We start from the raw sequence: 26,322 nt of genomic DNA on the forward strand, positions 1-26,322 counted from the left end.
CCGTGAAGGCCTCCTTGAGGGACCCAGAGTCCCTCAAGGAGGCCTTCACGGACCACCCGTGGTGAGGAAGAGGGCGCACGAGGCCCTCGCGGCGGCGCAACAAATCCACTTTCGAATAGCTGGCTCTCATTCCTTTCTTCCGCTATAAAGCTTAAAGAACCCTTCGCGCGCGAAGCTGCTTCGCTTGCGAAGCGGCACTTCGCAGGAATGCGCGAGCGCAAGTTATCAGCTGTTGAGGTGAATTGCCGCGTGGCAATGTCCGCGCGGAAGGAATTCCGCTCTAGTTTGTCCCGCATGGTTGAGAAGGATTCGACGGCGCGGACCCGGGAACTGGGCCACCGCATGAAGGCGTTCCGGCAGCGCAGACACTTCAGTGGAGCCGACGTCAGCCGCCGTAACGGCTGGTTGCAGAGCAAGGTCACCAGGTGGGAACAGGGGCTGCGCGAGCTGTCCGTGGTGGACGCGGCGCTGTATCTCGCGACCTGTGGCGAGGTGGAGCCCGAGCGCGATCTGCTGCTGGAACTGACGCAGCCGGGCGGAGACCTGTACTGGGTGCGGCCGTACTTCGACGAACTCGTCGATCCGACGCAATCCCTGGCGATACAGGAGAATCTCGCGCACACCCTCGTGCGGTACGAGTCGTTGACGCTCCCCGCGCTGTTGCAGATCGAACCGTACGCCCGCACCGCCTACGAACTGATCGGCAACCGCGGCCAGGCTCAGCTGGACCAGGTCGTGAACGCCCGGATGGACCGGCAGCGGCTGCTGCGTCAGGATCGCCCGCCGCGATGCCGGTTCTACATCCACGAGCGCGCGCTGCGGTCGGTCGTCGGCGGCCCCCGGATCATGCACGAACAGCTGCTCCACCTCGTCCTGTCGGCGAACCTGCCCTATTGCGCCATCCGGATCGTCCCCGAAAGCAACGAAGTGAGCAGAACGATCGAGAATTCTTTTACCATCATGGAATTCACGGAGCATCCGGCGGTGGTGTACACGGATTCCTACGCGGCCGGAATGTTCATCGACGACCGGGTGGCGGTCGAGGCCTATTATTCACTTGTCGCGCGACTGGAAAGCGATAGCCTGACCGAGGAAAGGTCGCGCCGAACGCTCGCCGACTGGGCGGACCGGTACGACCGGATGAACGAGTGACCCGATCGGGGTTTCCCGTCGCCTCTTCCTGGGGTAATCGTTGCGGGTAGCCGAGGAGAAGGAGGACGTGGTGACGAAGACGCAGGACGGTGCCCCGGTCACCGAGGCGGAGATCGAGCGGAAGTACGACTTGGCGGCCGACAGGCCCATTCCGCCACTGGTCCCGGCCGGTCCTGTGACGAACCAGGCCGACCCGAGGGTCGACGTCCTCGACGCCACGTACTTCGACACCGCCGACTTCCGGCTCGCGCAGGCGGGCATCACGTTGCGGCGGAGGCTCGGCGGAAGCGACGAGGGCTGGCATCTGAAGCTTCCCGTCAGCGAGGACAAACGCGAGGAACTCCGCCTGCCGCTGTCGGGCAAGCCGGAGAAGGTGCCCGGCGCGCTCGCGAAACTGGTCCGGGCGCACACCCTCGGCGCCAAACTCGTCCAGGCGGCGCACTTGCGCACCGAACGCACGTCGTATGCCCTGCTCGACGCGAAGGGGCGCGAAGTCGCGACGCTGACGGACGACGTCGTCACCGGCGAGGCGGGCGGGGAGAAGGCGCACCTCGACCGGTGGCGGGAGATCGAGATCGAACTCTCGCCAGGCACCGACCCGAAAGTCCTCGACAGCCTGGACAGGGCCGTCGTGAAGGCGGGCGCGGAGCGGTCGAGGTGGCCGTCGAAGCTCCGGCGGCTGACCGACGACCTCGTGCCGACGGCCGAGGGGGCGTCGGGCTCGGTGCTGGCCGACTACTTCGCGAAGCAGCTGGACGCGCTGCGCCGCAACGACATCGGGGTCCGCCGCGACGCCGAGGACGCGGTGCACCAGATGCGGGTCGCGAGCAGGCGGCTGCGGAGCGGTTTGAAGACCTTCCGTCGCTCCCTCGACGCCGACGTCGCGAACGGGCTCGCCGCCGAACTCCGCTGGCTCGGCGGCGAGCTCGGGCCGGCGAGGGACAACGAGGTGATGGCCGCGCGGCTGCACGCGGAGGTCAAGGCACTTCCGGCCGAGCTGGTGCTGGGCAACGTCGAACAGCTGATGACGCGGCACTTCGCGCGTGAGGCCGAGGAGGTCAAGGCACGCGCCGTCCGGGCGCTCGACAGCAAGCGGTACACAGACCTGTTGCGATCGCTGGAAAAGCTCGTCGCCCAGCCGCGGAAGATCAACGACGGCAAGAAAGAGCTGCGCAAGGCGGTCGCGCGTTCGGACCGGAAGCTGCGCGAGGCCGTCGCGGCCGCGAGTGAGCTCGAGCCCGGCGCGGAGCAGGACGCCGCGCTCCACGAGGTGCGCAAGAAGGCGAAGCGCGCCCGGTACGCGGCGGACACGGTCCGGCCGGTGACCGGCAAGAAGCTTCGAAAATGGCGAAAGAACGTCAAGGCCGTGCAGACCACTCTCGGTACGCATCACGACGTCGTGGTCACCCGGGACGTCCTGCGGCTGCTCGGTCTCCGCGCATACGCCGAGGCCGAAAACGCTTTCACCTACGGCCTCCTGCACGGTCGCTCCCTCGCCGCGGCCGAGTCGGCGCACCGGCGGTTCGCCGGGGAATGGCAAGACCTGAGTAAAGGTTCTCGACCGAAATGGCTCAAATGAGGTAGCCCGGGTTGACCTCGCGCGCCTGGTGAGTACCGTCGGGGTGACTTGGTGGTCTGGAGAGAGGCGCCCCCAATGTTGCCTGGCCAGCGCGTACCCGGCGAACCGCCGCCCCTGGCCGTGACCACCAGCCGCCGTGATGACGGCGTCATCGTCCTCACCGCCGTGGGGGAGATCGACGCGGCCACGATCGGACGGTTCCGCACCGAACTCACCGGTGCCTGTGGCGCGGGAAAGCAAGTGATTCTCGACCTGTCCGGCGTCGGCTTCCTCAGTTGCGCCGGACTGCACGCTCTCGAGGAGGCCAACGCCGCGGCGCCGCGGTTCTCGGTGATCGTGAAAACCGCTTTGGTGTCAAGGATCTTGGACGTCAGCGGGGTCGGAGCCGACCTCGACGTCCGGCGGGAAGTCGAGGACGTGCGGCTCTAGGTCGTGTTTCACAAGTCTGTTCGCGGTCTTCGCGCCCAGGTGGCTCCTGACGGCACGGGCGGATGCGCCCGAGTACGACCCGGTACGAGGCCGATCCGCCCGCACCGCCAGGAGCCACCTGGATCACGAAGCCCATCGAACAGACTTGTGAAACACGCCCTAGGCGCGATCAGCCGTCGAGTTCGACCTCGTCCGCGCTGACGTCCGGCAGCAGGCCGCGCCAGCGCGGGTTGCGCAGGCAGCCCGCCTCGGTCCAGCCGCCGAAGACGACCTCGCCGACGATGGTCGGCCGCGACCAGTGCGCGTCCCTCGCCTGTTTGTCCGGCACGGAGTCGAACGGGGATGTCTTGCGCTCCAAGCGGAAGAGCCTCCGGGACAGCTCCTCCAGCTCGTCGACGGCGAAACCGACGCCGACGTTTCCGATGTACCGCAAGCCGTCCTCGTGCGGGACGCCGAGCAGCAGCGAACTGAACGTGCCCGCCCGGCTGCCACCGCCCGGCCGCCAGCCGCCCAGTACCACCTGCTGGACCCTCGTCCCGGTGATGGAAAGCCATTCCCCGGTACGTTTTCCCGGGTGGTACGCGGAGTCGGCCCGTTTGGCGATGATGCCGGCGAGCCCGTGTTCCCTGGCCGCCCGCGCGACCGCGCCGCCGTCCCCGAGGTAGAACCGGGGGACCTGCCAGTGCGGCCCGGCGAGACCGAGCTCGTCGAGAAGCTCCCGCCTTTCGACATAGGACGACTCGGCACAGGACCGGCCGTCCAGATGAAGGAGATCGTTGACCAGGTAGAACGCCGGATACCGGGAGGTGAGTCGTTTCGCGGACGCCTTCGTCGCCCGGGCGCGGTGCCCGAGCCCGTCCGGACTCGGCTTCCCTCCGTCGAAGACGACGATTTCCCCGTCGAGAAAGGCTTCGGTGGCACCGAGTTGTTCTCCCAGCCCGCGGAATTCGGGGTACAGCCCGGTGACGTCGTCACCTGAATCGTCGTAGGCGGTGACCCGGCCGCCGGACACGCGGATCAAGGTGCGGCGCCCGGACCAGTCGAATTCGTAGGCCCATCGCGCGTCTTCACCGGTGGAGGGGAGACGCCCCGGTTTGGTCAGCATCGGCGCGAGGAACGGCGGGAGTTCCGCGCGGCCCGGTTCGGCGGGATCGAGCCGTTTGAGCAGCCAGCCGCGATCGTTCCCGTCCTTCCGCACATTGAGGAACAGGTATTTCCCGCGGGCTCGTTTCCCGTGGAAGACGACCTCGACCTTGTGGTTGTTGAAGTGCAGTGTTTCGTACCGGCCGGTGTCCCAGATGGTCATGGTGCCGCCGCCGTATTCGCCGGCGGGGATTTCACCTTCGAAGGTGAGGTATTCCATCGGGTGGTCTTCGGTGTGCACTGCCAGGCGTTCGAGGTCCGGCGACATCGGCAGGCCCTTGGGTACCGCCCAGGAGACGAGCACGCCGTCCCGTTCGAGTCTGACGTCCCAGTGCAGGCTGCTCGCATGGTGTTCCTGGATGACGAAGAGATCGTCGGCCCCGGTCTCCCCGTCGCGCTCCGGAAGGGGTTCGGGAGTCCGCCCCGGTCTGCGCTTACGGCGATACTCGCCGAGTCTCTCCGCCATGGTCGGCCAGCGCACCCCTCTCCGGATCCGGTTCCGCAAGCCTAGCGCCGTTCATGGTCCGCACGCGTGATGAAGGCCCCCTTTCCTGCCGTGAAAGCAAGAAAGGGGGCCTTCGTGCCGAAGGTGGCTCAGTCGGTTTCGGCCAGTGCCTCCGCGAACTGGGCCGCGTACAGCTTCGAGTACGCACCACCGGTGAGCAGCAGCGTTTCGTGGTCGCCCTGCTCGACGATCGAGCCGTTCTCCATCACGAGGATGACGTCCGCGTCCCGGATGGTGGAGAGCCGGTGCGCGATGACGAAACTCGTCCGCCCTTCGCGCAGCGAATTCATCGCCCGCTGGATCAGCACCTCGGTCCGGGTGTCGACCGAACTGGTGGCCTCGTCGAGGATGAGGATCGCGGGCTTCGCCAAGAACGCCCTCGCGACGGTGATCAGCTGTTTCTCACCGGCGCTGACCGTGCCGCCCTCGTCGTCGATCACCGTGTCGTAGCCGTCGGGCAAGGTGCGGACGAACCGGTCGACGTGAGTCGCCTTGGCCGCCGCGACGATCTCCTCGTCCGTGGCGCCCGCGGAACCGTAGGCGATGTTCTCCGCGATCGTGCCGCCGAACAGCCACGCGTCCTGCAGCACCATGCCGGTCTTGGCCCGCAGGTCTTCGCGGTCCATCTCGGCGATGTCCACCCCGTCGAGGGTGATGCGGCCGCCGTCGAGCTCGTAGAACCGCATGAGCAGGTTGACCAAGGTGGTCTTCCCCGCGCCGGTCGGGCCGACGATGGCCACCGTGTGCCCCGGTTCGACGGTGAGCGAAAGGTCTTCGATGAGCGGCGTGTCCTCGGCGTACCGGAACGACACGTGCTCGAATTCGACCTGGCCGCGCACGTCCCGCACCCGGGCGGGCTCGGCGGGTTCGGGCTCCTGCTCGTCCGCGTCGAGCAACGCGAAGACCCGTTCCGCGGACGCGATCCCGGACTGGAGCAGGTTCGCCATGCTGGCGATCTGCGTGACCGGCTGGCTGAACTGCCGCGAGTACTGGATGAACGCCTGGACGTCGCCGAGCGACAGCGTCCCGGAAGCCACCCGCAGCGCGCCGATCACGGCCACCAGCACGTAGCTCAGGTTGCCGATGAACATCATCGCGGGCTGGATGGTGCCCGAGATGAACTGCGCCTTGAAGCTCGCGCCGTACAGCGTGTCGTTGTGCTCGCGGAAGACCTCCTCGGCCTCCTCGCGGCGCCCGAACACCTTGACCAGCGAGTGCCCGGTGTACATCTCCTCGATGTGCGCGTTGAGCCGCCCGGTGGTGGACCACTGCTTGATGAACTGCGGCTGCGCCTTCTTGCCGATCTTGGCCGCGACGATCACCGAAGCCGGCACCGAAAGCAGCGCGACCAGTGCCAGCACCGGCGAGATGACGAGCATCATCACGAGCACGCCGACGACCATCAGCAGCGACGACACGATCTGCGCGAGGGTCTGCTGCAGGGACAGCGCGAGGTTGTCGATGTCGTTGGTCGCCCGGCTCAGCACCTCACCGCGCGGCTGGCGGTCGAAGTAGCTCAGCGGGAGCTTGGCGAACTTCTCCTCGATCCGCTCCCGCAGTTCGAACACCGCCCGCTGGACCAGGTTCGTCGTCAGCCGGGCCTGGAGCAGCGAGAAGAACGACGCGACGATGTAGAGCAGCAGCACCCACATCAGGACCTGGCCGACGGCGTCGATGTCGATGCGCTGGCCCGGAACGAAGTCGATCCCCGAGTACAGGTCGGCGAGGGTGGTGTTGCCTTCCTCCCGCAGCCCCGCGATGACCTGTTCCTTGCTCACCGTCGGCGGCATGTCCTTCGCGACGACGCCCGCGAAGATCAGGTCCGTCGCCATGCCGAGGATCTTCGGTCCGATGACACTCAGCGTGACGCTGGCGATGCCGAAAAGCAGGACCCCGTACAGCATGGCGCGCTGCGGCTTCAGCAGGCGCAGCAGGCGTTTCAGTGACCCCTTGAAGTCCAGGGCCTTCTCGGCGGATTGGCCGCCCATGAAGGCGGCGGGCCCACGGGCGAAACCGCCTCCTCCTGGTCCGGGGCCCCGTGCCGCGCTCGCGCGCTCACCCGCCGGTTTGGCCGGAGCGCTCGAAGTGGACTCTGTGGATTCGGGCGCGCTCATCAGGCGGCCTCCTGCTCGGTCAGCTGGGACAGCACGATCTCCCGATAGGTTTCGTTGCCGTCCATGAGTTCGGTGTGCGTGCCGTTGCCGACGACGCGGCCTTCGTCGAGCACGACGATCCGGTCGGCGTGGCGGATCGTGCTGACCCGCTGCGCGACGATCACCACGGTCGCCTCGGCGGTCTCGGCCACCAGCGCCCGCCGCAGCGCGGCGTCGGTCGCGTAGTCGAGCGCGGAGAACGAGTCGTCGAAGAGGTAGATCTCGGGGCGCCGCACCAGCATCCGCGCGATCGCGAGCCGCTGGCGCTGACCACCCGAGACGTTGGTCCCGCCCTGGGAGATGGGGGAATCGAGCCCCTCGGGCATCCGCTCGACGAAGTCCTTGCCCTGGGCCACTTCCAGCGCGTGCCAGAGTTCCTCGTCGGTGGCGTCCGCCTTGCCGTAGCGGAGGTTGCTCGCGACCGTCCCGGCGAACAGGTACGGCTTCTGCGGCACCAGCCCGACGGCGTCGGACAGCACGGTCGGATCCAGCTCCCGGACGTCGACGTCGTCGACGCGCACCGAGCCACCGGTGGCGTCCATCAGCCGGGGGATGAGGTTCAGCAGCGTGGTCTTCCCGCTGCCCGTGCTGCCGATGATCGCGGTGGTCTCACCCGGCCTGGCCAGCAGCGAGATCTCCTGCAGCACCGGCTTTTCCGCGCCGGGGTAGCGGAATTCCACATCGGACAGTTCGAGCCGTCCGTGCACCTCGCCGGGGCTGACCGGGTTCGCCGGGAGGACGACGCTGGTGTGCGTGTCGAGCACCTCGGTGATGCGCTCGGCGCTGACCTCGGCGCGCGGCACCATCATGAACATGAAGGTGGCCATCATGACCGCCATCAGGATCTGCATCAGATACGACAGGAAGGCGGTGAGCGCGCCGATCTGCATGCTGCCGTCGTCGATGCGCAGCCCGCCGAACCACAGCACGGCGACGCTGGAGGCGTTCATCACGAGCATGACGATGGGGAACATGAGCGCCATGAGCCTGCCGACGATCAGGGAGACGTCCAGCAGTTCGGTGTTCGCCTTGGTGAACCGGCGCCGTTCGTGGGTGTCCTTGACGAAGGCCCGGATGACCCGGATGCCCATGATCTGCTCGCGCAGGATCTGGTTGATCTTGTCGATGCGCTCCTGCATCAGGCGGAACGCCGGCCGCATCTTCGCGATGATGACGCCGACCGCGGCACCGAGGATCGGCACCACGACCACGAGCAGCCAGGAGAGGGTGACGTCCTGGTTCAGCGCCATGATGATGCCGCCGAAGCACATGATCGGCGCGGACACCACCAGGGTGAAGGACATCAACGTCAGCATCTGGACCTGCTGGACGTCGTTGGTGGTGCGGGTGATCAGCGACGGTGTCCCGAAGTGGCCGACCTCGCGGGCGGAGAAGTCCTGGACCCGGTGGAAGATCGCGCCGCGGACGTCGCGGCCGACCGCCATCGCGGTGCGGGCGCCGTAGTAGACGGCGCCGATCGAGCACGCGATCTGGACCAGCGACACGAGCAGCATGACGCCGCCGACGCCGAGGATGTAGTCCATGTCGCCCTTGACCACGCCGTGATCGATGATGTCGGCGTTCAGCGTGGGCAAGTAGAGCCCGGCGAGGGTCTGGACGAACTGCAGCAGCACGATCAGCCACAGTTCTCGCCGGTACGGGCGCAGGTGAATGCGCAACAGCTTCGTCAGCACAACGGTTACTCCCCCAGTGGTGGGTAGGGTGTTACTGCTTCTTCGGTTTCTTCACCGGTTCGGGGCGGGTGAGCGACGGGATTCCCGCCGCGGCCTCGCGCAGAAGGACTCCGAGTGTCTCGAGGAACGGCCGGGCACCCTCGTTGATCAGCCAGCTGAAGAACGCGGTCTTCACCGCGGACTCCACGATCGCCGCCATGAGCCGCGCGTTCAACGCGTTTTCCGCGCCCGCGCCCGCGCGTTCCAGGATGGCGTCCGCCAGTACCTGCTCGACCTTGGCGTGCGCCTTGAGGAACTCGCCCTGCACCGACGGGTGCAGGAGCAGTGATCGCGCCAGCTCGACCGAGCCGCGGTTCGGCTCGCCCAAGCTGCTGTAGGCCTCCAGCGTCGCCGTCCCGACCGCCTCCCACAGCGTCTCTTCGGAAGGCCGCTCGCGCAGCGCCTCCCGCAGGAGTTCCTGCCGTTCGACGATGAACGAGCAGATCGCCTCCTCCTTGCTGGAGAAGTAGTTGTTGAACGTGCGCGGGGAGACGCCGACGGCGTTGGCGATGTCCTCGACGCGGACCTGCTCGACCCCCTTCTCCATGGCCAGTTTGAGCGCTGCCTCGCTCATGGCGCGACGGGCCGCGCGCTTCTTGCGTTCGCGCAGTCCGAGAGGGGCGATGGAGTCCGGTGTCACGACCGACAGCGTAGGCAAAAGTTGCGTGCCCCGCAAATTTATGCGCACTCCGCACTTTTCGGACATCCCCCGTGGCGCAGGACACGCAAGATGAGCCGAATGGCCTAGCGTGCACCGCTCACCAGCCGTAACGCTTTGGCGGACACGTCACTGCCAGCGGTTGGACGGAAACCGACTGTGGACACGGATAGTGACTTCTGCTTGCATGGCCGTCGTTGTGCTGGGGAGTGCGACACGGGTCCGGGTATGCGAAGAGAAAGAAGTGGAAGCACATGGTGACGCGGGCTCGAGGCTTGCTTGACCGCTCACGGGTTCTTCTGGACCGTTCCAGGGTCGCCGCGGCGCAGTTCCTCGCCGCACCGCCCCGGCACGCTCCGTCGGCTCCGGCCGCCGAACAACCGGTGGTGGAGCAGCGGCCTGCCGTGGAAGCGCCGGATGCGGGTGCGCTCGCCGGTGTCTGTTCCAATGTCGCGCTGCGCGATCTCAACCTGCTCGACCAGCTGCTCGCGCAGCTGGAGACGATGGAGGCGGGGGAGGAGAACTCCGACCGTCTCGCCGAGCTCTACCGGCTCGACCACCTGGCGACCCGCTTGCGGCGCAATGCCGAGAACCTGCGCGTGCTCGCCGGCCGCGACGCCGATGACACCGCTGCCGGGATCTCGTCCGTGCTCGACGTGATGCGGGCCGCGATGTCGTCCATCGACCACTACTCGCGGATCACGATCGGCCGCGTGGTTTCGCTCGGCGTTGTCGGTTTCGCCGCCGAAGACGTCAGCCGGATCCTCGCGGAACTGTTCGACAACGCGGCGAACCAGTCGTCGCCCAGTTCGCCGGTCAGCGTCAGCGCGCACCTCACCGAACAGGGGAGTGTGCTGATCCGCATCGAGGACGAGGGCATCGGCATGCCGCCGGACCGCCTCGCGGTACTGAACGAGCGGCTCGCGTCCGGTGCCGTGCTCGACGACGATTCGGTGCGGCACATGGGACTCGCCGTCGTCGGCAGGCTCGCCGACCGGCACGAGATCACCGTGAAGCTCGACCGCCGCACCCCGCACGGCACGGTCGCCACCGTGTTGCTGCCGGTCCCGGTGGTCTCGGAGCTGGCCGAGAAGCAGTGGTCCGGTTCGCAGACCGTGGTGCTGCCGCAGACCAGGATCACCAACGGAGCGCCCGTGGGAACCCCCGTCGCGACGCCGTCCGGGCTGCCGAGGCGCCGCCCCGCCACGACGGAACCCGCACCGGAACCGGAACGCAAGCCCAGCCCGCGTCCGCGCACGGCCTTCCAGCCGCCCGCCGACGGTGGCACCACGGCGAGCGGTCTTCCGCGCCGGGTTTCCCGCAGTATCAGGACTTTGCCCGACGAACCGGCCCCGCCGACCACCCCGCCCGCCGACGCGGCGGACGGGCACGAGGCGCTGCTGGCCGACCTCGATGCCTTCAGCGACGGCGAGCGTGCCGCCCTCGACGACCGGCACGAGCGTGAGACCGGAGGAAACACCCAGTGACCGCCCAGGACGCGACCACGGATTTCACGTGGCTGCTCGACGACTTCGTGCGCAAGGTGCACGGCGCCAGTCACGCGCTGATCATGTCCGTCGACGGTTTCCCTTTGACCGCTTCGGAATCGGTGTCCAGTGACGACGCCGAGCAGCTCGCCGCGATCGCGAGCGGTCTGCTCAGCCTCGCGGGCAACAGCGCCGCGCTGTTCGGCAAGGGCAACTGCGAGCAGATCATCATCCGGCTCACCCGCGGGTACTTCCTGTTCATGGGGATCGGGTCGGAGGCCGGGCTCGCGGTGCTCACCGAACCGGACTGCGACATGAAGGTCGTCGCCTACGAGATGACCCAGTTCATCACCAACGCCGGTCACGCCCTCACCCCCGAGGTGCGAGCGGGACTCCGGCAGGTCCTGACCGCCCGACGGCCGCCGGCCTGAGAATCCGGAGAAGGAAGGGATGACCGTGTCCAGCGATCAAGCTCCGGACCGGCCGGTCAAGATGCGCAGCCGCAGAATCCGGCCGTACGCGCTGACCGGCGGCCGCACCAAGAGCAGCCAGCTGCTCTTGGTGGAGACCCTGATCTCGGTTCCGCGCTACGACCCGTCGCTGGCCGAGGCGCTGATGCCCGAATCGCGTTCGCTGTACGAGCGCGCCCGCGAACGCTCGTCGATCGCCGAGCTTTCGGTGGGCCTGGATCTGCCTTTGGGCGTGGTCCGCGTGCTCATCGGCGATCTCGCCACCCAGGGCGCCGTCTTCGTGCACCCGACGGCCCACGCTTACAACCACGATACGAACGTGCTCGAGAGGATCCTCGATGGACTCAAGCGCCTCCCGGTCTGACGCCGATCTTCTCGCCATCTCCGCCAAGATCGTGGTCGCCGGTGGATTCGGCGTGGGCAAGACGACGTTCGTCGGCTCCGTCTCCGAGGTCCCGCCCCTGAGCAACGAGGCCTGGATGACCGAGGCGGGCGCCGGGGTCGACGAACTGGTACCGCCCGGGACCAAATCCACGACCACGGTCGCGATGGACTTCGGCCGGATCACCCTGCGCGAAGACCTGCTCCTGTACCTGTTCGGCACCCCCGGTCAGGCTCGCTTCTGGTTCCTCTGGGACGACCTCTCGCGCGGCGCGCTCGGCGCCGTCGTGCTGGTCGACACCAGCCGGATCGACCAGTCGTTCGCCGCGATCAACTACTTCGAGAACGACTCCGAGCTGCCGTTCATCGTCGCGGTCAACCAGTTCGAGGGGACGCCGGTGCACGACCTCGAAGAGGTCCGCGACGCGCTGGCGCTGTCCCCGGACATCCCGCTGGTCACCTGCGACGCCCGTGACCCGAAGTCGGCGGTCGCGACGCTTCAGGAACTGGTGTCCCACACGCTGTCCCTCGCGGTGGTCTCCGGACCCGGCCGTGAATTCGCACTCAGCTGAACAGTTCCGGGAGGAATGTCGAGGATGCGCAAGGTTCTGATCGTCGGTGCCGGGCAGTCGGGGTTGCAGCTGGCGTTGAGCCTGCTGAGCCACGACTACGACGTCACGGTGATGTCGGCGCGGACGCCGGACGAGATCCGGTCCGGCAAGGTGATGTCGACCCAGTGCATGTTCCACTCCGCCTTGCAGCACGAGCGGGATCACAAGCTGAACCTGTGGGAGGACGAGACCGTCCGGGTCGAGGGACTCGGCGTGTCCATCGCGGGACCTGATTCCCAGCGGGTGCTGGACTGGTTCGCGCCGCTGGAGCACTACGCGCAGTCGGTGGACCAGCGGGTGAAGATGGCCGCCTGGCTGGAGCTGGTGGAGGACCGCGGCGGCAAGGTCGTCATCCACGGCGTCACCACCTCGGACCTGGCGCCGCTGGCGAAGCTCTACGACCTCGTCGTCATCGCGGCGGGCAAGGGTGAACTGGTCCAGCTGTTCGACCGGATCCCGGAGCGTTCGCCGTACACCCAGCCCCAGCGCGCGCTCTCGCTGGCCTACGTGCACGGAATGGAGCCCCGGCCCGAGCACCCGGACAAGGCCGCGGTGCGGTTCAACATCATCCCCGGTGTCGGCGAGCTGTTCATGATCCCCGCCTACACGCTGACCGGGAACTGCGACATCCTGTTCTTCGAGGGCGTTCCCGGCGGCCCGCTCGACTGCTGGGGTGACCGGCCTTCGCCGCAGCAGCATCTCGACCGGATCCTCTCGCTGATGAAGCAGTACCTCCCGTGGGAGTACGAGCGCTCGCGGAACGTCGTCCTGACCGACGAGAAGGCGACGCTGGCCGGCGGGTACACCCCGGTCGTGCGGAACGCTGTCGGCAAGCTGGCGTCGGGGACCGCCGTGCTCGGCATGGCCGACGTCGTGGTGGCCAACGACCCGATCACCGGCCAGGGCTCCAACAACGCGAGCCACTGCGCGGCGTCCTATCTGGACTCCATCCTCGAACGCGGGGACAAGCCGTTCGACGAGGAGTGGATGAACGCCTCGTTCGAGAAGTACTGGGAGTACGCCCAGCACGTGACGAACTGGACCAACGCGATGCTCCAACCGCCGCCCCCGCACGTGCTCCAGATCATCGGTGCGGCGGGGGAGAAGCCCGCCGTGGCGAAGCGGTTCGCGGACGGGTTCTCCGATCCGACCGATTTCCAGCACTGGTTCTTCGATCCCGCGAAAGCGGAGAAGTACCTGGCCGAAGCCTGATTCGAGGACCGTGGCCGTCCCGCGATCGGGTTCGCGGGACTGTCGCGGTGCGCCGTTTCGGGCTACCGTGGTCACCGTGCGTGAGTACGGCAGGTGACGGCGGCGGAGGTGCGGCGCGATGCGTTCGATGTGGAAGGGCTCGGTGTCCTTCGGGCTGGTGAGCATCCCGATCCAGCTCTACGCGGCCACCGAGAACAAGAACGTCTCGCTGCGCCAGGTGCACGAGGCCGACGGCGGCCGTATCCAGTACAAACGGTTCTGCACGATCGACGGCGAGGAAGTGCCCTACGCCGAGATCGCCAAGGGCTACGAACTGCCCGACGGCGAGATGGTCGTGCTCACCGACGAGGACATGTCCGAACTGCCGCTGGCGTCGTCGCGGGCGATCGACGTGCTCGAGTTCGTGCCGCTGGAGTCGATCGACCCGATCCACTTCGACAAGACCTACTACCTCGAACCGCAGAAGAACGCCGTCAAACCGTACGTGGTCCTGCGTGACGCGCTGCAGAAGGCGAGTCACGTGGCGATCGCGAAGGTCGCCATCCGGCAGCGCGAGACGCTCGCGATCCTGCGGGTGCACAGCGACGTCCTGATGATGACGACGATGCTGTGGCCCGACGAGGTCCGTGTCCCGGACTTCGGTTTCCTGCACGAGGATCCGCCGCAGGTGCGGCCGCAGGAGCTGACGATGGCGGGTTCGCTGATCGACTCGCTCTCGGAGCCGGTGTTCGAGCACGAGAAGTACACCGATTCCTACCGCGAGGCGCTCGAGGCGATGATCGAGGCCAAGGCGGCGGGGAACGAGACGGCGAAACCGAAGGCGGTCGGCGCGAAGGCCGACGTCGTCGACCTCATGGAGGCCTTGCAGGCCAGCGTGAGCGAAGCGAAGAAGACCCGTAAACCGTCGACGGCCAAGAAGGCCACCGCGGCCAAGAAGCCCGCTTCCGGCAAGCGAACCCCGAAGAGCGCCTGACCGTCCTTTGTAGACTGTTGTGCCCGGTGTCACCCCGCCGGGTCTCGCGACACGCCGCGCGTATGCCAGGATCTGTCGTCCCTCGGTGGTAGTAAGGCAATCGAGGAGAACTTTTCCGAAGCGATCTTCGAACCTGATCGCGGGAGGCGGCATGAGCATGGAGTGCGCGTTCTGCGCCGGTGGACTCGACCACTGTCACGGCACCCTGGTGGTCCACCTCGACGGCGGTTTCACCGAGTGCAGCGAAGACGGCTGCGTCGACCTCGACTTCGCCCGGCACACGCTGACGATCGACTGCTTCGACGTCGACGGAGGCTGCTCTTGCGCGGAGCCGGCGGAGCGGCTGCTGCTGCGAGCTTCTTGACCGATAGCCAATACACCAGTCCGGTCCGGATCGGGTGATCGAGACCGATTGCCACTCGAAGGTGTATGCATTCGTGTACATCGTGGCCCGGAATGTGTTAACTATGACGGGGTCCTCCGGCTCTCCCTCCCCCTCGGAGCCGGGGGACCCCTTTCATGTCACGGTGCTTCCTTCGCGGTGTCGTGGATCGAAGCGCCGTCACAGGCGCACACCGCGTCCCAGACCCCGTCGCCGTTCGCGTAGTCGGCCGCGGGAAGGGCGCCCAACGGCCCGAGGACGTCGTCTCCCGCTCCGGCCGCCGCAGCTGCCCGCAGGAGCTCGTCGCGTCCGCATGGATAGTTCGCCTCGGTCAAGTACGGACGCGGGTCCGTTCCGGCCATGGGCTCTCCCTCCTTCGCCTCGTCCGAACCGGATACCCGGTGGGCGGAGGACGAAAACGGACCGGGTCCCCGGCGTGTGGAACGCCGGGGACCCGGTCCGTTTCGGTGCTGTATCGGTGCTCAGTACCAGTGGGCGCGACCGCCGATGGCCTTCCCGGTGTTCCCGAGCACGGCCAGGATGATGCCGATGACCGCGAGCGCGATCCCGATCGAGTAAAGGACGGGGATGCTGGCGATGACACCGATGACAATCAGGATGACGCCGAGAATGATCACGGGGGCACCTTCTCCTTCGTAGTCGCCCGGCTTTGGTGCTGCCGGGGTGTGGCTACTCAGGGGATTCCCGCCTCGCTCGGGTGGAAAACAGGTCCATCCGGCCGTAGTTTTCACGCATTCGGCCTAGTGAGCCGGTCGGCTCGCGACTCACGTGGCCAGGTCGGTACTTACACGTGAGTGAGCGGACGGCACGTGTGATCAGGTGGACGGCACACGTGATCAGACGGACGACACGTTCGCGACCGAGCCCTGCAACGTGTCGTCCGTCTGATCACACGTGTCGTCCACCCAGTCACGGGTGTCGTCCCACCGATCACTTTCCTGGAGGTGGTGAAGGCCTCCTTCCCTACCCTGAAAGTAGGAAAGGAGGCCTTCACCGACCTGCGAGATACGAGGCGGCAAGACCTCAGTATCGGTAGTGGTCCAGCTTGTACGGACCCTCGACGTCCACGCCGATGTACTCGGCCTGGCGCTTGGTCAGCTTCGTCAGCCGGACGCCCAGCGCGTCGAGGTGCAGACGCGCGACCTTCTCGTCGAGGTGCTTCGGCAGCACGTGGACGTCGGTGGCGTACTCGCCCTGCTTCGTGAACAGCTCGATCTGCGCGATCGTCTGGTTGGTGAAGGAGTTCGACATCACGAAGCTCGGGTGGCCGGTGGCGTTCCCGAGGTTCATGAGCCTGCCTTCGGACAGCACGATGATCGAGTGCGCCTCGCGGTCGGCCGTCGCGGGGAAGACCCACTCGTGCACCTGCGGCTTGACCTCGATCTTCCGGATGCCCGGGATCTTCGCGAGCCCGGCCATGTCGATCTCGTTGTCGAAGTGCCCGACGTTCGCGACGATCGCGTTGTGCTTCATCTTGGCCATCTGGTCGGCCATGATGATGTCGAAGTTGCCGGTGGTGGTGATGAAGATGTCACCACGCTCCACGACGTCGTCGAGTTCCACGACGTCGAGGCCCTCCATCGCCGCCTGGAGCGCGCAGATCGGGTCGATCTCGGTGACGACCACGCGGGCGCCCTGGCCCCGAAGCGATTCCACCGCGCCCTTGCCGACGTCGCCGTAGCCGCAGACGACCGCGACCTTGCCCGCGATCATCACGTCGGTGCCGCGGTTCAGACCGTCGATGAGCGAGTGGCGGATGCCGTACTTGTTGTCGAACTTCGACTTCGTCACCGAGTCGTTCACGTTCATCGCCGGGAAGAGCAGCTCGCCTTCCTTGGCGAGCTTGTAGAGCCGCTTGACGCCGTTGGTGGTCTCCTCGGTGACCCCGCGGACCTCCTTGGCGATGCGGGTGAACCGGCCGGTGTCGCGGCCGAGGCTCTCGCGCAGGGTCTCCAGCACGAGGCCGTACTCCTCGCCGTCCTCCTCGGTCGCCTGCGGCACGGCGCCGGCGGCCTCGAACTCGACGCCCTTGTGGATCAGCAGGGTCGCGTCGCCGCCGTCGTCCAGGACCATGTTCGGGACGAGGCCGCCGCCGAAGTCGAAGAGCTGGGCGGTGCACCACCAGTACTCGGCGAGCGTCTCGCCCTTCCACGCGAAGACCGACGAGCCCGACGGCTCCTCGACGGTGCCGTTCGGGCCGACGACGACGGCCGCGGCCGCCTCGTCCTGCGTGGAGAAGATGTTGCAGGACACCCAGCGCACTTCGGCGCCCAGGGCGACGAGCGTCTCGATCAGCACGGCGGTCTGGACGGTCATGTGCAGCGACCCCGCGACCCGCGCGCCCTTCAGCGGCTGTGAGTCGGCGTATTCGCGGCGCAGCGCCATCAAGCCGGGCATCTCGACCTCGGCGAGGCGCAGCTGCTTGCGGCCGGCCTCGGCGAGGGAAAGGTCGGCGACGGCGAATTCGATCCCGTTGACCTTGGACAGGGTGGGGCTCACTGGTTCTCCAATCATCAAGGAAGGCAAGGCGGAGCGACCCTTCTCGCCGGTGGCGCGAAGGGTGGTGTCAGTGCGGGGTCGTTCAGCGACCGGCCTCTGCCGGAAAAGGGTTCTGACGCAAGAAAGGCACCTCCGCAGTGGGAGGCGCCCTTACGTCTGTCGCGTCGGGCCGAGCGTGGCGGAAGAATTCCGTCGCAGCGCCTCTCGGCCCGGAACCAGGATGGCAAAGCGTCGCGAGCGCTGTCAAGGCGACGCGGATCGCGCCGCCGTCGAGGGGAATTCGGCCCGGACACCGAGCAGGCGAACCGGTCTGCCCAGGTCGAACAGGTCGAGGACGGCCAGTGCCGCCTTCTCGATCTCGGCCGGATCCGCTGTCGGCGCGGGGAGGGTCACGCTGTGCGTATGGGTCAGGAACGGAGCGAACCGGACCTTGACCGCGACCCGGGCGGCGGGCCTGCCTTCCTCGGCGACGTCCTGGGAAACGCGTTTCGCCAGCACGACGACCTCGGCGGCCATGGCGCCGGGGTCGGTCAGGTTCTGCTGGAAAGTCGTCTCGCGGCTGCGTGATCGTGCCACGTAAGGCGTCGCGGTGACCTCGGCGTCGCCGATCCCGCCGGCGAGGATCCGGTACCACGGGCCGAGTTTCGGGCCGAACCGCGAAGCGAGGTCCGCCGGATCGGCGCCGGCCAGCTCCAGCACGGTGCGATAGCCGGCTTCGGTGAGCTTCTTCGTGGTCTTGGCGCCGATGCCCCACAGGGCGTCCGTCGGCTTCTCGGCCATGACGTCCCACCAGTTCTCCTGGACGAGACGGAAGATCCCGGCCGGTTTGGCGAAGCCGGTGGCGAGTTTGGCGCGCAGTTTGTTGTCCCCGACGCCGACCGAGCAGGACAGCCCGGTCTCCTCGGCGACCACCCGCCGGATGTCGGCGGCGAGCGCTTCGGGATCGTCGGTGGTGGCGCCCAGGAACGCCTCGTCCCAGCCGAGCACCTCGACCACGACCGGGAATTCCCGCAGCGTCGCCATCACCCGATCGGAGACTTCTTGGTACGCGGGCGCGTCGGTGGCCAGGAAGATCGCTTCAGGACAGCGTTTCGCGGCGGTTCGCAACGGCATGCCGGACTGGATGCCGAACTCCCGCGCCTCGTACGACGCCGTCGCCACCACGGCCCGCTCCGTCGGATCCCCGGTGCCGCCGACGATCACGGGCTTGCCCCGCAGCTCAGGCCGCCGGGCGACCTCGACCGCCGCGATGAACTGGTCGAGGTCGACGTGGAGTACCCAGCGTACCCACTCCCGGATGGCCATGAAGCGAGCTTAAGACCGTTCGGCGACCTCGTCGCGCATCCGCTGCTCGTTCTCCTGCAGTTCAGGCGTGAAAGCGTCGCCGAAGTCCTCGGCTTCGAGGATCTTGCGGACTTCGAGAATGGTGTCACCGTGCGGGGGAGTGGGACAGCGCTTCGCCCACTCGATCGCTTCGGCGCGCGAAGGGACGTCGACGATCCAGAAGCCGCCGACGAGTTCCTTGGCCTCGGTGAACGGGCCGTCGGTGACCGTGGACCCGGCGGCGTTGAGCGTGACGCGCGCGCCCTTCGAGCTCTCCTGCAGACCTTCGCCACCCACGAGGATTCCGGCGTCGAGCATGTCCTGGTTGAACTTCGCCATGGCGGTCAAAGCCTCCATCGGCGGCATCTTCCCGGCTTCGGAATCTTCGTCCGCCTTGATGATGATCATGAACCGCATGCGTCTTCCTCCCAGTGAACCGGACGTATCGCCCGGACTCTACCGGCGCGCGGGAGGACGCTCAGTCCCGCCCGAACCGGGACAGATGCACGATCACCGCCGTGGTCACGGTGATCATCCCGGTCAGCAAGAGGGCCGGACTGTTCAGCACCATGCCCAGCAGCATGAGCAGACCGGCGATGACGTCGAGAGTCAGGACGACCGCCGACCGGAGGAGCGGGGGCCGTGCGGGCTTGCCGGAACGGAGCCTGGCGGCCAGTGCCGGCTCGGTGAGCTCGAACCAGCGCTCGATCTTCTCCAGCTCTTGCCGATCGTGATGGCTCAGCATCGGTTTCTCCTTCGGCGCGCCCCGCCCGTCGACATCCACGGAATACCCAGGCGCGAGGTCGGGTAAGCATCGAATTTCGCGGATTTTCGTATAACGGCCTATACGTCTCGGCGAACGGCACACCCAAGTGGGCCGAATGGTTGCGCCATTAGTGGTTTAGGCACGGGCAAAGATCGTCAAAGAGTGGCGTGATCGGTAGTTTCTGCGCTTGTGGCCACGGCGGCCGCAAGCTGCTTCATCTGGGAGGACGCGAGCGATGACCATACCCACCGAACCGATCGGCAGCATTCCCCGTCCGGCCTATCTCATCGAGGCATTCGGTGAGCACGCGGCCGGGCGGCTCGGCGCCGACGGGCTCGGCGAGGCGCAGGAGAAAGCCCTTGTGGAAACCATCAAGCGGTTGGAGGAGACCGGCTCGCCGGTCATCACCGATGGCGAGCAGGGCAAACCGAGCTTCGCCACCTATCCCTTGGCAGGCCTCACGTCCCTGGCGCCGGACGGCGTCGTCATCCCCTTCGCGGACGGGCACACCCGGCAGCTTCCGAAGCTGACCGCCGGTCCTTTCCGCTACCAGACCTACGCGGACACTTATCTGCGCGAGGCCAAGAAGCACGCGGCCAAACCGGTGAAGCAGGCGGTGATCGCCGCTTCGGCGATCGGGCTCGTCTACCCCGGTGAAGGATTGGCCGGATATGACAAAGAACAGTTCATCGCCGACCTGGTGAATGAAGCGGAAACCGATATCCGCCGCAGTCTCGACGCCGGCGCGGACAGTGTTCAGATCGACTTCACCGAAGGCAGGTTGTCGCTGAAACTCGACCCGTCCGGCGGGCTTCTCCAGTCCTTTGTGGACCTGAACAACGCCGTGCTGGAACGGTTCTCCGAGGAGGAGCGGAAGAAGATCGGCGTGCACACCTGCCCCGGTGGCGACCAGGACTCGGTGCACAGCCTCGACGTCGACTACGCCGGGCTCCTGCCGACGTTGTTCCAGCTGAAGGTGGGCAACGTCTACGTCCAGATGGCCAGCGAGGCGGATCCCGAGCGGGCGCTGCGGGTGATCGCCGAGCACTCCCGCCCGGAGCAGCGGGTCTTCGTCGGCGTGATCGATCCGATCGATCCGCGTGTCGAAACCGCCGAGGAGGTCCGGGACAGGGTCCTGCGGGCGGCTCAGTTCATCCCGCCGGACCGGCTGGGCACGTGTGACGACTGCGGGTTCTCGCCGTTCGCCGACGACGTCTCGACGTCGCGGGAGACCGCGTTCGCCAAGATCGCCGCCCGCGTCGAAGGCACCCGGCTCGCCGCCGAAGCCCTCGGCTGAGTCACGTGAAGGACTCCTTCCCTCGGCTCAGCCGAGGGAAGGAGTCCTTCACGCGCGTTCGGTCAGTTCTGGACGGCGACCTTGATGCCGAGCCCGACCAGGAAGGTGCCCATCACCGCGTCCATGGCGCGACGCACCCGGCCGGAGCTGAAGAACCGCCGCAGTGAACCGACCAGCGTCGCCAGGGTGAAGGTCCACACCACCGCCACCGTCGTGGCCAGGACCGCCAGCTGCAGCGTCTGCGCGGTCGAGGCCGAATGCGGGAGGAACTGCGGGATCAGCGCGAGGAAGAACACCGCGACCTTCGGGTTGAGCAGATTGGTGAGCAGTCCCTGCCGGAACGTCTCCTTGGGCGCGACGACGGGCGCCACCTTGTCCTTGAGGTCGCTGTAGTCACCGCGGCGCACCGCCAGCCACGCCTTGACCCCGAGGAAAACCAGGTACGCGGCGCCGATCAGCTTCACGGCGGTGAAGGCGATCGCCGACACGGTGAGGATGGCCGCGACGCCGAGCGCGATCGCGACCACCCAGACGAACACGCCGAGCGCGATGCCGAGTCCGGCGGCGATCCCGGCCTTGCGCCCGCCGAGGATCGCGCTGCGGGTCACCACCAGGAAATCCGGGCCGGGTGCCATCGCGCCGAGCAGGCAGATCAAGACGAACGAAAGTGCCGTGGCCCCGGAGATCATTCTCCGATCCTATCCGGCTTTTCGACGTCCCGGGCCATGACGGCGCCCGGAAGATCGACGCCGTCGGGCGTCGTCACCGTCACCCGTTCGACCTCGGTGAAGCCGAACGACAGGTACAGCGGGACACCAGGCAGGGTCGCGGTGAGCGTCAGTGAGGTGAACCCTTCGGCCTTCGCGGCGAGGCGGCACGACTCGAGGATCGCGCGCCCGAGGCCGCGCCGGGTCCAGTCACCGCGGACGAACATGGCGCGCACCCGCGCCGGTTCGGTGGCCGGGTCGAGCGGACGTTCGTCGTCCTCCGCGTCGCCTGCGCCGGCGTGCGTCTTGTTGCGCCTGCTCCAGCCTCCGCAGGCGACGATCTCGCCGTCGGCCTCGTGCACGAAGTAGGTGCCGTCCTCGATCAGCCGCAGATCGATGGCCGCTATGTGCTCCGCCGCGCTCGCGGTCTGCCGCTCGTCGTAGAACCGGGGGAACAACTCCAGCACCGAGGCCCGCATCAGCGCCGCGATGGCGGGCGCGTCGGCGGGGGTGGCCGCCCGCTGCGGCGGCGTGTACGTCGTCATGCCGCGGAAGATAACCAACGGCGGCGATCGCGCCTACCGGATAATCGCGGGGTGATCACCGACGACGGCCGTGAGCTGTGGACCTCGGCGACCGGCAGGGGCGAACCGATCCTGTGCTGCCACGGCGGTCCGGGTCTGTGGGACATGTTCGGCACGCTCGATCCCGGTCCGGGTTTCCGGCTGATCCGCTGGGATCAGCGCGGTGCCGGCCGCTCGGATCCGCGCGGCCCGTACACGCTCGACCGGATGGTGGCCGACGTCGACGCCGTCCGTGAGTGGCATGGACTCGACCGCGTCCCGGTGCTCGGGCATTCGTGGGGCGCGCATCTCGGTCTTCTCTACGCCCTCGCGCGTCCGGAGCGGGTCAGCGCGCTCGTCTATGTGTCGGGTGTCGGGCTGGGGGACGGCTGGCACGCGGAGTTCAAGCGGAACTTCGAGCAGGTGCTGGGAGAACGGCATCCGCGGTGGGCCGAACTTCGCGCGAAGGACCGCGATGGGGCCGAAGAACGTGAACTCGCGGTGCTGCAATGGACGGCCGACTTCGTGACGGAGGGAGCGCGCCACGCCGAGGCGATGGCGACACCCTGGTTCCCGATCAACTACGAGGCGAACGCCGCGCTGGGCGAGGAGATGCGGGCGGTGCCCGAGTCCGGGCTCGTCGAGGCCTGCCGGTCGCTGCGGGTGCCGACGTTGATCGTGGACGGGACGGCGGACAACCGGCCCCGATGGGCCGTCGACTCGCTGGAGCAGGCCTTGCCTTCGGTGACCCGGGTGCGGCTGCCGGGAGTCGGTCACGTGCCGTGGCTGGAGGCGCCGGACGCGTTCCGCGCCGCCGTGACCGACTTCCTGGTGCGGCACGGCGGCGTGTCATGAGGGGTCCCCATAAGACGTATTTCGTCTCCTGGGGACCCCTCATGACACACGTCAGGCCATGGTGATCGGTTGTTGCAGCTCGGTGACCCACTTGTCCCCGTCGGCCGGGCAATCGAGGTAGAACTCCCGCGCCGGGCCGTTCGCGCGGTACCCGTGCGCGTCGACCCACTTCGCCAGCGCCTGGTAGCTGGAGAGCACGGTCTCCATCGAGCCCCGGTGCAGGATCGTCGCCGCTGTCGCCACTTCGGCGAGGCTCACCGTCGAGAACCCTTCGGAGCCGTCGGTTTCGGCCGCGATCGGGACGGCGGCGTGGATCAGCACGCGTTCGCCGTCGGCGTCGTCCTCGTAGTAGGCGATGAGCGGCCCCGACGGGGTGATCGGGCCGAGCGCCCCGAACAGTTCCTTGTAGAGACCTTGCACGACCGGTCCGATCTCTTCGTTCACGTATCCGCTCGCCGTCCCGGTCAGCTCGGCGACGCGTACCGCGGGCAGGCTTTTGACGACGACGTCTTCGGAAGGCATTCTTCCCTCGCTTTCGATCGACCGGAGCCTCGCTTCGACGGCCGTGAGCCGCGCCTCGTCGGCCGCGATGGCCGCTTCGAGTTCGGCCCGGCGCAGCCGCAGCATCCCGCGCAACTCGTCGGCGCCGATCTCCGCGTCGAGGATCTCCTGCACCTGGGTGAGCGTGAAGCCGAGATCCTTGAGCGCGATCACCCGGTTGAGCCGGGCCAGCTGTTCGCCGGTGTAGGACCGGTAGCCGCTGAACGGGTCGACGTGGGCGGGCCGCAGCAGCCCGATGGCGTCGTAGTGACGCAGCATCCGGACCGACACCCGGCCGTGCTTGGCGAAGTCTCCGATACTGAACATGACGCCTCCCACTCGACAGCCTGACACGGTGTCACAGTCAAGCTGTCACCGCACGAGCCGGAAGAACGACCGCACCTCCTCGGTGAACACGGCAGGCTGTTCGAAGGCCGCGAAATGGCCGCCCCGCTCCAGTTCGTTCCAGTACCGGATGTCGGTGAACCGGCGCTCGGCCCAGCGACGGGACGGGCGCGGCGACTCGCGCGGGAAGATCGAGCAGCCCGTCGGCACGGCGATGGTGTCCACAGTGGATTCGGTGAACCAGCTCGACACCTCCGCGAAACTCTCCCAGTACAACCGCGCGGACGAGGCGCCGGTCCCGGTCAGCCAATAGAGGGTGATGTCGTCGAGCATCGCGTCCCGGCTCAGCGCGTTCTCCGGATTTCCGTCGCAGTCCGTCCACGCCTGGAACTTCTCGACGATCCACGCGCACAGAGCGGCCGGTGAATCGCTCAGCGCGTAGCCGATCGTCTGCGGCTTCGTCCTCTGCAGGTTCGCGTAAGCCGAACCGTCCGCGTTGCCGCGTTCGAGGTCGTCGAGCGATGCCCGCTCGGTTTCGGTGAGGTCGCCGAACGTCGCCGGATCCGGTGCCGCCAGCGGAGGGTTGAGGTGAATCCCGGCCAGGCTCCCGGGTGCCGTCCGCCCCATGAGCGTGGTGATGCTCGTGCCCCAGTCGCCGCCTTGGGCGCCGAAGCGCTCGTAACCCAGGCCGTCCATGAGGTGGATCCACGCGTCGGCGATCCGCTGGATCGACCATCCGGTCTTCGCGGGTTTGTCGCTGAAGCCGTACCCGGGCAGGGACGGCACGACGACGTGGAAGGCGTCTGCCGCGTCGCCGCCGTGGGCGACCGGATCGGTGAGCGGGCCGATCACGCCGAGGAATTCGAAGATCGAGCCGGGCCAGCCGTGGGTGAGGATCAGCGGCAGCGCGCCGGGATGCGGGGAGCGGGCGTGCAGATAGTGGATGCCGAGCCCGTCGATCTGGGCGCGGAACTGGGGGATCGCGTTGAGCCGGGACTCCGCGGCTCGCCAGTCGTAGGTGTCCGCCCAGTACGCGCACAGCGCGCGCAGGTACGCGGCGGGCACCCCTTGCGACCAGTCGTCGACGGTCTCGTCCTCGGGCCAGCGGGTGCGGCGGAGCCGGGCGCGGAGGTCCTCGAGGTCGGCCTCCGGTATCCGGGCTCGGAAGGGCGTGGTCTCCATGCCCGCCGACGTTAACGAGAGGGTCCGACAATAATCCGGTGCGCCGATCACTCCCGTCCGCCTACCGTCCGAGGATGAGCCACACCTACCCTCCCTTGAACATCGAGGTACGGACGCCGCGGCTGACCTTGGCCGGGGCGACGGACGAGTTGCTGGAGCGGCTGGTCCCGGCCGTCCGCGCCGGTGTCGCCGAAACCGCGCCCTGGCCGTTCGACGACCCGATTTCCTTGTACGCGGACAATCCCGACCGTGAATGGCGGTGGCTGCGGGGGATCTGGGCGGGGCGCGCCCGGGTGGATCCGAGCTTCTGGCGGCTGTACTTCGTCGTGTTGCTGGACGGCGAGGCGATCGGGATGCAGGACCTGATCGGGACCGATTTCGCCAAATTCGGGACGGTGTCGAGCTTTTCGTGGCTGGCGCCGGGGCAGCGCGGACGCGGGCTCGGGCGGGAGATGCGCGCGGCCGTGTTGCATCTGGCCTTCGCGGGGCTGGGCGCTCGGGAGGCTTCGAGCGACGCCTTCGCCGACAACCAAGCGTCCAACGGGGTGTCGCGAGCGCTGGGTTACGAGAAGAACGGCACCACCTGGGAAACCCGGCGGGGAGAGGTCGGGTTGATCCAGTGCTGGCGGTTGACCAGGGAGACCTGGGACCGGCAGCGGCGCGACGACATCGAACTGGTCGGCGTCAAGGAATCTCTCCCGGTCCTGGGCATCGACTGAGGCCGGCTCGGCGCGAATGTCCACTGTGGATATTCGCGTCGAGTTATTTGCGCGATAAGCCAAATATGGCATGGTCGGTCCTGCCGCGAAGGCCTTCTTCGCTGCTCGAGGACATGGTTCCGGACTGGACGGCGACCAGGCTGACCCGAGTGTCCACATGAGACGTTCAGCGACAACCGAGCGTTCGATTCATGGCCATATGAGGCTGTCCGCTAGGGGGTCGTGAGTGGTGTTTCGGGTTATTTAGGGGTAAGACAACTGTGGCGTACCTGCGGAACGGGTCAGTGACTCTGCGCGACACCGGAACTCGGGCGCCGACCGTGTGGATTTTGGTGCGTTGGACGCTCAGAAATCCACACAGTCCCGCGTGACCGGACCGGTCACGGCCAGGAGGCCCGAAAGGCTCGAGGGGTGTGTGGAAATAGGGACATTCAACGTCCCTATTTCCACACACCCTCACCCTGAGTGACAGCTTACGCTCTCGCCGGCCACAACGACCCGACACCTTTGCCTTGCCTCTCACTATGTGTGTCGTGGTGGCGGCAACGCAAATAAAGAAAAAATTTGTACCCCAAAGGGGGTTGGGGCCGGGGGTGGGGGGGCATGGGGCCCACCGGCCCCGGGGGCCCCCGTTGGA

General features: G+C 67.4%; 27 protein-coding genes. 13 read left to right on the forward strand and 14 right to left on the reverse strand.

Features of this window, described 5'->3' with window-relative positions; all coding sequences use genetic code 11:
* Positions 1-294 precede the first annotated feature (294 nt).
* The 3 genes from ACFWMR_RS33365 (at position 295) to ACFWMR_RS33375 (ending at position 3,160) form a co-directional block, all read left to right on the forward strand.
* Positions 295-1,152, forward strand: coding sequence for a helix-turn-helix domain-containing protein (locus tag ACFWMR_RS33365; protein WP_378381246.1), 858 nt, complete (start codon positions 295-297; stop codon positions 1,150-1,152).
* Between the two features lie 70 nt (positions 1,153-1,222).
* Positions 1,223-2,731 carry a CYTH and CHAD domain-containing protein gene (locus ACFWMR_RS33370; RefSeq protein ID WP_449224343.1) on the forward strand — a complete coding sequence of 503 codons (1,509 nt, stop codon included), beginning with the start codon at positions 1,223-1,225 and terminating at the stop codon, positions 2,729-2,731.
* 75 nt (positions 2,732-2,806) lie between these two features.
* Positions 2,807-3,160, forward strand: a complete 354-nt coding sequence (locus ACFWMR_RS33375) for an STAS domain-containing protein (protein WP_378381248.1) — start codon at positions 2,807-2,809, stop codon at positions 3,158-3,160.
* A 169-nt stretch (positions 3,161-3,329) separates the two neighbouring features.
* Here the strand turns inward: ACFWMR_RS33375 and ACFWMR_RS33380 are convergent, their stop codons facing one another.
* The 4 genes from ACFWMR_RS33380 to ACFWMR_RS33395 form a co-directional block, all read right to left on the reverse strand.
* On the reverse strand, positions 3,330-4,769 hold the full coding sequence (locus tag ACFWMR_RS33380) for a DNA polymerase ligase N-terminal domain-containing protein (protein ID WP_378381249.1): 1,440 nt from the start codon (positions 4,767-4,769) through the stop codon (positions 3,330-3,332).
* A 128-nt stretch (positions 4,770-4,897) separates the two neighbouring features.
* A complete protein-coding gene (locus tag ACFWMR_RS33385) occupies positions 4,898-6,922 on the reverse strand; it encodes an ABC transporter ATP-binding protein (RefSeq protein ID WP_378381250.1) in 2,025 nt (674 codons plus the stop codon).
* Entirely contained in the window at positions 6,922-8,655 is a 1,734-nt protein-coding gene (locus ACFWMR_RS33390) for an ABC transporter ATP-binding protein (protein WP_093938312.1), read from the reverse strand. Before ACFWMR_RS33390 ends, ACFWMR_RS33385 begins: the two co-directional genes overlap by 1 nt.
* Positions 8,656-8,686: 31 nt before the next feature.
* Complete coding sequence (locus tag ACFWMR_RS33395; protein WP_449224344.1) at positions 8,687-9,334, reverse strand: TetR/AcrR family transcriptional regulator; 648 nt, start codon at positions 9,332-9,334, stop codon at positions 8,687-8,689.
* Between the two features lie 272 nt (positions 9,335-9,606).
* On the opposite strand from ACFWMR_RS33395, the gene ACFWMR_RS33400 reads away from it, so the two are divergent.
* From ACFWMR_RS33400 to ACFWMR_RS33430, 7 genes are all read left to right on the forward strand, one after another.
* Positions 9,607-10,839 carry a sensor histidine kinase gene (locus ACFWMR_RS33400; RefSeq protein WP_378381251.1) on the forward strand — a complete coding sequence of 411 codons (1,233 nt, stop codon included), beginning with the start codon at positions 9,607-9,609 and terminating at the stop codon, positions 10,837-10,839.
* A complete protein-coding gene (locus ACFWMR_RS33405; protein WP_020635967.1) occupies positions 10,836-11,270 on the forward strand; it encodes a roadblock/LC7 domain-containing protein in 435 nt (144 codons plus the stop codon). The genes ACFWMR_RS33400 and ACFWMR_RS33405 overlap by 4 nt, the downstream gene beginning before the upstream one ends.
* A 19-nt stretch (positions 11,271-11,289) precedes the next feature.
* Positions 11,290-11,673: a DUF742 domain-containing protein gene (locus tag ACFWMR_RS33410; protein WP_039918479.1), complete on the forward strand. Its 384-nt coding sequence runs from the start codon at positions 11,290-11,292 to the stop codon at positions 11,671-11,673.
* Positions 11,648-12,262 carry a GTP-binding protein gene (locus ACFWMR_RS33415; RefSeq protein ID WP_364206832.1) on the forward strand — a complete coding sequence of 205 codons (615 nt, stop codon included), beginning with the start codon at positions 11,648-11,650 and terminating at the stop codon, positions 12,260-12,262. The genes ACFWMR_RS33410 and ACFWMR_RS33415 overlap by 26 nt, the downstream gene beginning before the upstream one ends.
* Before the next feature lie 24 nt (positions 12,263-12,286).
* Positions 12,287-13,513, forward strand: coding sequence for a styrene monooxygenase/indole monooxygenase family protein (locus ACFWMR_RS33420; RefSeq protein WP_093938316.1), 1,227 nt, complete (start codon positions 12,287-12,289; stop codon positions 13,511-13,513).
* 118 nt (positions 13,514-13,631) lie between these two features.
* Entirely contained in the window at positions 13,632-14,486 is an 855-nt protein-coding gene (ku, locus tag ACFWMR_RS33425; protein WP_093938317.1) for a non-homologous end joining protein Ku, read from the forward strand.
* A gap of 151 nt (positions 14,487-14,637) precedes the next feature.
* Positions 14,638-14,850 carry a hypothetical protein gene (locus ACFWMR_RS33430; RefSeq protein ID WP_378381252.1) on the forward strand — a complete coding sequence of 71 codons (213 nt, stop codon included), beginning with the start codon at positions 14,638-14,640 and terminating at the stop codon, positions 14,848-14,850.
* 158 nt (positions 14,851-15,008) lie between these two features.
* On the opposite strand, the gene ACFWMR_RS33435 is transcribed toward ACFWMR_RS33430, so the two are convergent.
* The 6 genes from ACFWMR_RS33435 to ACFWMR_RS33460 all read right to left on the reverse strand — a co-directional run bounded on the left by ACFWMR_RS33435 (position 15,009) and on the right by ACFWMR_RS33460 (position 19,456).
* Positions 15,009-15,230, reverse strand: coding sequence for a DUF2795 domain-containing protein (locus tag ACFWMR_RS33435; protein ID WP_093938319.1), 222 nt, complete (start codon positions 15,228-15,230; stop codon positions 15,009-15,011).
* Between the two features lie 120 nt (positions 15,231-15,350).
* A complete protein-coding gene (locus tag ACFWMR_RS33440) occupies positions 15,351-15,506 on the reverse strand; it encodes a DUF6131 family protein (protein ID WP_005159014.1) in 156 nt (51 codons plus the stop codon).
* Between the two features lie 406 nt (positions 15,507-15,912).
* Complete coding sequence (gene ahcY, locus ACFWMR_RS33445; RefSeq protein WP_378381253.1) at positions 15,913-17,388, reverse strand: adenosylhomocysteinase; 1,476 nt, start codon at positions 17,386-17,388, stop codon at positions 15,913-15,915.
* A 243-nt stretch (positions 17,389-17,631) separates the two neighbouring features.
* Entirely contained in the window at positions 17,632-18,693 is a 1,062-nt protein-coding gene (locus ACFWMR_RS33450; RefSeq protein WP_378278534.1) for a DNA polymerase IV, read from the reverse strand.
* Positions 18,694-18,702: 9 nt separating this feature from the next.
* Positions 18,703-19,128: a YciI family protein gene (locus tag ACFWMR_RS33455; RefSeq protein WP_378381254.1), complete on the reverse strand. Its 426-nt coding sequence runs from the start codon at positions 19,126-19,128 to the stop codon at positions 18,703-18,705.
* A 61-nt stretch (positions 19,129-19,189) separates the two neighbouring features.
* Complete coding sequence (locus tag ACFWMR_RS33460) at positions 19,190-19,456, reverse strand: DUF3040 domain-containing protein (RefSeq protein WP_093938324.1); 267 nt, start codon at positions 19,454-19,456, stop codon at positions 19,190-19,192.
* Positions 19,457-19,712: 256 nt separating this feature from the next.
* Between ACFWMR_RS33460 and ACFWMR_RS33465 the strand changes: the two genes are divergently transcribed.
* Positions 19,713-20,774: a cobalamin-independent methionine synthase II family protein gene (locus tag ACFWMR_RS33465; protein ID WP_093938323.1), complete on the forward strand. Its 1,062-nt coding sequence runs from the start codon at positions 19,713-19,715 to the stop codon at positions 20,772-20,774.
* 62 nt (positions 20,775-20,836) lie between these two features.
* On the opposite strand, the gene ACFWMR_RS33470 is transcribed toward ACFWMR_RS33465, so the two are convergent.
* A complete protein-coding gene (locus tag ACFWMR_RS33470) occupies positions 20,837-21,463 on the reverse strand; it encodes a LysE family translocator (RefSeq protein WP_093935716.1) in 627 nt (208 codons plus the stop codon).
* Positions 21,460-22,026 (reverse strand): GNAT family N-acetyltransferase, encoded by a 567-nt coding sequence (locus ACFWMR_RS33475; RefSeq protein ID WP_378381255.1) that lies wholly within the window; start codon positions 22,024-22,026, stop codon positions 21,460-21,462. The genes ACFWMR_RS33470 and ACFWMR_RS33475 overlap by 4 nt, the downstream gene beginning before the upstream one ends.
* A gap of 51 nt (positions 22,027-22,077) precedes the next feature.
* Here ACFWMR_RS33475 and ACFWMR_RS33480 point away from each other — a divergent pair, with 51 nt between their 5' ends.
* Entirely contained in the window at positions 22,078-22,899 is an 822-nt protein-coding gene (locus ACFWMR_RS33480) for an alpha/beta fold hydrolase (RefSeq protein WP_378381256.1), read from the forward strand.
* A gap of 51 nt (positions 22,900-22,950) precedes the next feature.
* On the opposite strand, the gene ACFWMR_RS33485 is transcribed toward ACFWMR_RS33480, so the two are convergent.
* Positions 22,951-23,766 (reverse strand): MerR family transcriptional regulator, encoded by an 816-nt coding sequence (locus ACFWMR_RS33485; protein WP_378381257.1) that lies wholly within the window; start codon positions 23,764-23,766, stop codon positions 22,951-22,953.
* Positions 23,767-23,811: 45 nt separating this feature from the next.
* A complete protein-coding gene (locus ACFWMR_RS33490) occupies positions 23,812-24,966 on the reverse strand; it encodes an epoxide hydrolase family protein (RefSeq protein WP_378381258.1) in 1,155 nt (384 codons plus the stop codon).
* 74 nt (positions 24,967-25,040) lie between these two features.
* On the opposite strand from ACFWMR_RS33490, the gene ACFWMR_RS33495 reads away from it, so the two are divergent.
* Positions 25,041-25,685 carry a GNAT family N-acetyltransferase gene (locus ACFWMR_RS33495; protein WP_093935817.1) on the forward strand — a complete coding sequence of 215 codons (645 nt, stop codon included), beginning with the start codon at positions 25,041-25,043 and terminating at the stop codon, positions 25,683-25,685.
* The last annotated feature ends 637 nt before the right edge of the window (positions 25,686-26,322 follow it).

It is taken from the genome of Amycolatopsis thailandensis (assembly GCF_042723255.1).
In the GTDB taxonomy this organism is placed as follows: domain Bacteria; phylum Actinomycetota; class Actinomycetes; order Mycobacteriales; family Pseudonocardiaceae; genus Amycolatopsis; species Amycolatopsis thailandensis.